We start from the raw sequence: 6,316 nt of genomic DNA, 5'->3' as shown, positions 1-6,316 counted from the left end.
TGCGCTATGAGCGGGCGCATCTGGTCGCGGTCGATTATCAGGTTTTTCGGGAGTCTGCCTGGCGTTACGAGCAGACGATGGTCAGCTACCGCTTTGATGCTCGCCATCGATTGATCGAGGCGTCCAACGCGGTTGGCGAGACCGAGCGCTACGACTACGACGACCGGCACGTCATCCTGCAACGGCAACTAGCCGGCGGCGCGAGCTTCTTCTGGGAGTGGGAACGGGCCGGCAAGGCGGCGCGCTGCGTGCGGCACTGGGCGTCGTTTTCGCAGATGGACACGCGTTACGTCTGGGATGACGCCGGCCGTGTCACCGTGCATTACGTCGATGGGACTGAGGAAACTTACGTCCACGACGACACCGCGCGGCTGGTGCGTCAGGTCGCCGCCGATGGTGGTGAACAGCTCAAGGCCTACGATTCGGCGGGCCGGCTGGTCGCCGAGCAGGATGCGCTGGGGGCAGTTACCGAGTACCGCTACGACGATGTCGGACGGCTGATCGCGCTGATTCCGCCGGACGATGCGCCGACGTCCTACGAGTACCGCAACGGTTTCCTGCACAGCCGTTCGCGTGGCGATGCGGTGTGGACCTACCGGCGCAATCCCCAGGGTGACATCACCGAAACGGTCGATCCCGACGGCCATGTCACCCATTACCACTACGACGCGCAGGGGCGGTTGCTGTCGATCCGTTATCCGGATTCGGGTCGGCACGTGTTCGTGTGGAACGACCTCGGACAACTGGTCGAGGAAAGTCTGCCCGACGGTGGGGGTCGCAAGTTTTCCTACGACCTGCAGGGGCGGCGGATTACTTCGCAGGATGAACACGGTGCGGTCACCCGTCATGCGTGGGACGCCGTTGGCCGACTGATCCAGACGACGCTGCCTACCGGGGCCACACGGGCATTCAGTTATAGCGCCTACGGCCAGATCACCGCCGAACGCGACGAACTGGGACGGATCACCCGTTACGAGTATGACGACGACCTGCACCTGGTCAGCCGGCGGATCAACCCCGACGGCACGCGCCTGCAATACCGCTACGACCATGCGCATCTGCTGCTGACGGAAATCGAGAACGAGTCCGGCGAAAAGTACCTTCTGGACTACACGCCCACCGGACTGATCCGACAGGAAACCGGCTTCGATGGCCGGCGCACGGCGTATGCCTACGACCACAACGGCCACCTGCTGGAAAAGACCGAGTTCGGCGATGACGGCTCGACGCTGGTCACCGGCTACCAACGTGATGCTGCTGGGCGTCTGCTGCTCAAGACCCTGCCGGACGGGGTCGAAGTCAGCTACCGCTATGACCGTTTAGGCCGTTTGGTCGGCGTGGATGACGGCCAGGATCACCCGCTGGCCTTTGAATACGACCTGCAGGACCGGCTGGTGCGTGAGCATCAGGGCTGGGGCACCTTGCGTTACACCTACGACGCCTGCGGTCAGCTCACTCGCCTGCGCCTGCCGGACAACAGCAAGCTCGACTACCACTACGCCAAGGGCGGCGCGCTGACCGCGATCGACCTCAACGGCGCCTTGCTCACTCGCCACGTCTACCAGAACGGCCGCGAACAGCAACGCCAGCAAGGCCTGCTGCTGAGCGAATATTCCTACGACGAACAGGGCCGCTTACGCGCCCACGCCGTAGGCCATCAGCGCAGCGGACTGTACCGTCGCGACTTTGCCTACAGCGCCAACGGCAACCTCGAACACATCGCCGACACCCGCCACGGCCAGCGCAGCTACCAGTACGACACCCTCGACCGGCTGATCCGCGTGCGCCACACCCGCGACGACCTGCCGGAAAACTTCGCCCACGACCCGGCCGGCAACCTGCTGATGCTGGACCGCCCCGGCCCGACACAGATCAAAGGCAATCGCCTGCTGATGCAGGGCGACCGTCATTATGACTACGACGCCTTCGGCAACCTGATCCGCGAACGTCGCGGACGCGCGCAAACCCTCGTCACCGAATACCGCTACGACAGCCAGCACCGCCTGATCGGCCTGACCCGCCCCGACGGCACCAGCGCGACCTATCAGTACGACGCCTTCGGCCGGCGCATCCGCAAAACCGTCGACGGCCAGACCACGGAATTCTTCTGGCAAGGCGATCACCTGATCGCCGAAAGCAACCCGACCCAGCACCGCAGCTTCATCTACGAACCCGGCACCTTCCGCCCGCTGGCGATGCTCGACGGCAAAGGCCCGAAACGCGCCTGCCCGTTCTACTACCAACTTGACCACCTCGGCACCCCGCAGGAGTTGACCGACTACAGCGGCGACATCGTCTGGTCCGCCAAATACAGCGCCTACGGCAAGGTCACCTCGCTGGAGCTCGCGACCGAAGACTACCTGAACCAGCCACTGCGCTTTCAGGGGCAGTACTTCGATGACGAAAGCGGGCTGCATTACAACCGACACCGGTATTACGACCCCGACGCTGGGCGGTATCTGACGCCGGATCCGGTGAAGCTGGCTGGGGGGCTGAATCAGTACCGGTACGTGCCGAATCCGACGGGGTGGGTGGATCCGTTGGGGTTGACGTCCAATTGTCCTCCAAAGAGTGAACGCTCAGCCATTTGCCCTAATCCGGGTGAACCTGAGCAGCCAGACATCTCAAGACGAGGAGCATTCAGACAGGCAAAAGCTGACGCTGGGATTCCGAGGGGTCAGCAGCCGGACATACAGATAGACAAGGTAAATGGACGCCAGCGTCAATATACTTACACGAACATGACTAATAAAAGTGGCAAAAATATTCTATCCAGCACCGGGATGCCGATCCCGACTAGAGAGTATAGGTTCACTAGAGAGGACGGATTCATTGTGATACTGCAAGACCATACTGCCGGTCACAAATTCGGAGCTACCGACAATAAAGGCGATCAAGGCTCTCATTTTAACGTACGACCTGCAGACGATCCTAGAAACGGAAAAGTTGACAACACACATGAGCACTATCCATTCCGGAGGTAAAAATGCAGTACTGGAACGACCTTGAAGGGAGTACTTTTTTTTCTATGGTGTTCAGCAATCGCATCGAGATTGGTGAAATAAAGCTGTTCTCCATAGATATTGATAGCAATCAATCTTTGGTTACTATGGCCTTCGATATAAGGGAAGTACCCGACAAACCGCCAAGAAAGTGGCAATCAGCTCAATACAATGCTTGCCGAATTGGAATCACCTGCAGTGAGGTTGAGAGCATTACAATTAAAAATCTCCCAACCAATACACCAGTGAAATTGACAATTCTTGGAAATGGCCTCCGATTTAAGGTGACGGCTATTTCGGAGAATTCCGCTATTGAGTTCACGACATCTTTTCTGAGACTTAGAGACCCCACAGTTTATCTAACCGAGACTCCTTTTTGATTAGCAGGGTATATCCATTAATCGGGACCAACTGGAAAGATGAAGCAAAATTTGCTTTCGTGGGTACCAACACAAATGATTAAATCACGACTCTATACACCAAAAGTAGAAAAGAGTTTTGGCGGACAATTAATGGTAATGCACGAGATAAAACAGTAAGACCTTCTCGTGACTAAGACACACAAAGCATTGGTCGTCGAAATAGACCATTTGGTAGAAGACGCTGTCTTGCTGACTGTTGAGGGCGTTGAGGTTAGGTGCTTCGCAAGCTACAGCCCTTCGAAAATTGAGGTCGGAAATACTTACGACGTTGAGTTCGAAATGGTGTTGTCTGGTGAGGAATTTGCATCAGCTACACACTGCCAAAAAAAGCAGATCAAGATGCTCGGTAGCGGATTCCCCTGTGAGGTTTATGGCTACCTGGATGGCGAGATTTTCCGGTCGTTTGTTGATTTTACGGATCAGGATATCCACTACGAATACCCAAATCTGAATGGACAGTTCGTCAAAATTAACGCGGACAGGATTGATGTCTCGTTTGTTCGATAGCGAATGGCGGGGTTAAACCACTGCTCCACCCCTTAGCGCTCGCAATAGTATTTCCAATATTTAACGAAACAAATGCCCGTTCACTCATCATCATCAAAATCCTCATACTCAAGCTCCTCCTCACCCTCCAAAAGCGGAACCGTCGCATCATCCATCAACGACCCCGGATCTTCATTCCCCGGATCATTGATAAACGGCAATCCGCTCGGGCCTTTTTCTTCTTTGCCTTCGGTTTCAGGAGTCATGGCGCACCTCGTCAATCGCATTCGTATAGGACGTTCGAAAAGTATGGTCGCCATTCGTTCCTGCGCATGGCACGCAGGCACAAAAAACCCGGCATAAAGCCGGGTTTCCGTAGAACCGATCACTCAACGATGACGGTTCTTGTGTTTGTTCTTGTGCTTGTGACCGCCCCCGGAGTGCGACTTTCCGCCATCGTCACCCAGGTTGTTGCCGACCGCGCCACCCGCTGCGCCACCCAATCCTGCGCCGATAGTCGAACCGGTAGAGCCGCCGAGGCTGTTGCCAACTACTGAACCGCCTGCGGCGCCGAGGCCACCGCCAATGGCAGCTTCCGTGCGATTGCGTTTGTTCGCGCCGACGGCACTGCCGGCCGCACCGCCAACGCCGGCACCCACCGCAGCGCCGGTGCTGCCGCCAAGCTGGCCGCCGACCACATTGCCCAGCGCGCCGCCCAATCCACCACCCACGGCGGCTGTGCCATCACCGGCGGCCATGGCGCCTTGGGCCACGAACAATCCCAAAACCAATGCGGATAATGTCAATCGCATACAGACCTCACAGGTCCCGAGTCGGGACGGTACGCCCGCGGAGGGGGCTATGTGGCATTGGAGGCGCATCCGGGAAAAACGTTCAGCAACGAAAAGGCCCGGCATAAAGCCGGGCCTTTTCAGTCAAGCGTTGGCAATCAGTGACGCTTGTGACCCTTGGACAGATTGCTGCCCACTGCGCCACCGGCTGCGCCGCCCAGGCCAGCACCGATGGTGGCGCCAGTCCTACCGCCCAGGCTGTTACCGATCACCGAACCACCTGCCGCGCCGACGCCGCCGCCGATGGCAGCTTTGGTACGAGCACCTTTCTTGGCAGCCAATGCGCTGCCGGCCGCGCCCGCTACACCAGCACCAATCGCTGCACCGGTGCTGCCGCCCATTTTCTGGCCAACCACGTTACCCAGCGCACCGCCCAGACCGCCGCCCAGTGCGGCGGTACCGTCGCCAGCCATTGCACCTTGAGCAACCAGAAGCCCCAGAACCAGAGCAGGCAGAGTTAAACGCATGACGGAAAACCTCAACAGAAGGAATAAAAAAGGGCGCAGATTGAATGCTGTTGTCGCAGCGATGTCCAGCGTTGCAGCGCCCTTGGCGCCGATTGGACAGCGAATACGGAAAAGGTTTTATGACGGACAAAAAAAAGCCCGCTGGGGAGACGGGCTGGAGACTTGCTTTCTAACGGATGGCTTCACCCTACTCAGCCGGGTGTGAAAAGTTTGTGAAAGAATCCGGACGAATCTGCAATTTCTGTAGGGTATTTCTCAAAATAAGAAACAAAAAACCCCGCTCAATGGCGGGGCTGTGTGGCATCCGGATTACTTCCTGGAACGTGTCGTCACTTTGGGCAGAAATTTTGCTTTTGGCCCCTTGGGTGCTGCCGACTTGATCTTGCCGGTCTGCACCGGATCCTCGCCAAACCCGGCCTGATACTCCGTCTGGCCACAGCGCACGCAATTGTTGAATGGAAATTCAGCCCCGTCGTCTTCGATGTACGGATCAGTCATCTCTTCACCCCTTTTCAAATGCGGGCCGACACCGGCAAACCCTTTTGCCTGAGAAAATATCGACCTCCAAGGCTTTTGAGACTAGCCGGTCATTCTTGGACTTGTGATTCAGATCGCCCGGAGCCCGACGAATGGCCCACGGAAATTAAACACAACGACGAACCGTTGGTCTCACGCGGCTAAAGATTCCCGGCGACTGGCCGCTGCCCTTTTTCCTACGCAATGAATCTCAAGGAGAGAACATGGAAATCAAAGGATTCCCGACACTGCCTGTTGTAAAGCTCACGGACGAACAGATCGCCGCCGGCAAAGCCGGGGCGGAGAAACTCAAGGAAAAGATCGCTTCGGGTGAAATCGTCATCAAGCAGCCGACCGGACCGAGTCCGTTGCAGCCTGGCGTCATCTACCACCCGGACCCGGCCCAGCCAGTTCAACCAGGCGATACCCCGCCTCTCGTCGCTATCGATACGCCGCTGACCTACGATTCGAAAGGCACTGTCCTGTTAAAACCGCAGGGCTGATTGTCAGCAAGAAGCCCATTCCGTTGAATGGGCTTTCAACAAGCGTCTGTCTCGTCCTGAATAAGGTTT

General features: G+C 57.4%; 8 protein-coding genes. 4 read left to right on the top strand and 4 right to left on the bottom strand.

Annotation, left to right across the window (positions count from 1 at the left end; genetic code table 11):
* From PMI24_RS06835 to PMI24_RS06825, 3 genes are all read left to right on the top strand, one after another.
* On the top strand, positions 1-2,984 hold a 2,984-nt coding region (locus PMI24_RS06835; RefSeq protein ID WP_007952180.1), incomplete at its 5' end, for an RHS repeat-associated core domain-containing protein.
* A 2-nt stretch (positions 2,985-2,986) separates the two neighbouring features.
* The gene (locus PMI24_RS06830) at positions 2,987-3,382 is read left to right on the top strand and encodes an Imm50 family immunity protein (RefSeq protein ID WP_045121680.1); all 396 of its coding nucleotides are present in this window, start codon (positions 2,987-2,989) and stop codon (positions 3,380-3,382) included.
* Between the two features lie 168 nt (positions 3,383-3,550).
* Complete coding sequence (locus PMI24_RS06825; RefSeq protein ID WP_045121679.1) at positions 3,551-3,931, top strand: hypothetical protein; 381 nt, start codon at positions 3,551-3,553, stop codon at positions 3,929-3,931.
* Positions 3,932-4,011: 80 nt separating this feature from the next.
* Here the strand turns inward: PMI24_RS06825 and PMI24_RS29350 are convergent, their stop codons facing one another.
* The 4 genes from PMI24_RS29350 to PMI24_RS06805 all read right to left on the bottom strand — a co-directional run bounded on the left by PMI24_RS29350 (position 4,012) and on the right by PMI24_RS06805 (position 5,726).
* Complete coding sequence (locus PMI24_RS29350) at positions 4,012-4,176, bottom strand: hypothetical protein (protein WP_007952178.1); 165 nt, start codon at positions 4,174-4,176, stop codon at positions 4,012-4,014.
* A 123-nt stretch (positions 4,177-4,299) separates the two neighbouring features.
* Positions 4,300-4,722 carry a glycine zipper domain-containing protein gene (locus PMI24_RS06815; protein WP_007952177.1) on the bottom strand — a complete coding sequence of 141 codons (423 nt, stop codon included), beginning with the start codon at positions 4,720-4,722 and terminating at the stop codon, positions 4,300-4,302.
* Between the two features lie 137 nt (positions 4,723-4,859).
* The gene (locus PMI24_RS06810; protein WP_007952176.1) at positions 4,860-5,228 is read right to left on the bottom strand and encodes a glycine zipper domain-containing protein; all 369 of its coding nucleotides are present in this window, start codon (positions 5,226-5,228) and stop codon (positions 4,860-4,862) included.
* Positions 5,229-5,537: 309 nt separating this feature from the next.
* A complete protein-coding gene (locus PMI24_RS06805; RefSeq protein ID WP_007952174.1) occupies positions 5,538-5,726 on the bottom strand; it encodes a hypothetical protein in 189 nt (62 codons plus the stop codon).
* 242 nt (positions 5,727-5,968) lie between these two features.
* Between PMI24_RS06805 and PMI24_RS06800 the strand changes: the two genes are divergently transcribed.
* Positions 5,969-6,247: a hypothetical protein gene (locus PMI24_RS06800; protein ID WP_007952172.1), complete on the top strand. Its 279-nt coding sequence runs from the start codon at positions 5,969-5,971 to the stop codon at positions 6,245-6,247.
* Positions 6,248-6,316: the final 69 nt, after the last annotated feature.

The organism is Pseudomonas sp. GM25, from assembly GCF_000282255.1.
GTDB classification, from domain to species: Bacteria; Pseudomonadota; Gammaproteobacteria; order Pseudomonadales; family Pseudomonadaceae; genus Aquipseudomonas; species Aquipseudomonas aphyarum.
This window is presented reverse-complemented; position numbering and strand designations above follow the sequence as displayed.

Coding starts and splice junctions, on each gene's coding strand:
- PMI24_RS06830 (WP_045121680.1), top strand. CDS start 2,987: ATGCAGTACTGGAACGACCTTGAAGGGAGTACTTTTTTTTCTATGGTG.
- PMI24_RS29350 (WP_007952178.1), bottom strand. CDS start 4,176: ATGACTCCTGAAACCGAAGGCAAAGAAGAAAAAGGCCCGAGCGGATTG.
- PMI24_RS06815 (WP_007952177.1), bottom strand. CDS start 4,722: ATGCGATTGACATTATCCGCATTGGTTTTGGGATTGTTCGTGGCCCAA.
- PMI24_RS06810 (WP_007952176.1), bottom strand. CDS start 5,228: ATGCGTTTAACTCTGCCTGCTCTGGTTCTGGGGCTTCTGGTTGCTCAA.
- PMI24_RS06805 (WP_007952174.1), bottom strand. CDS start 5,726: ATGACTGATCCGTACATCGAAGACGACGGGGCTGAATTTCCATTCAAC.
- PMI24_RS06800 (WP_007952172.1), top strand. CDS start 5,969: ATGGAAATCAAAGGATTCCCGACACTGCCTGTTGTAAAGCTCACGGAC.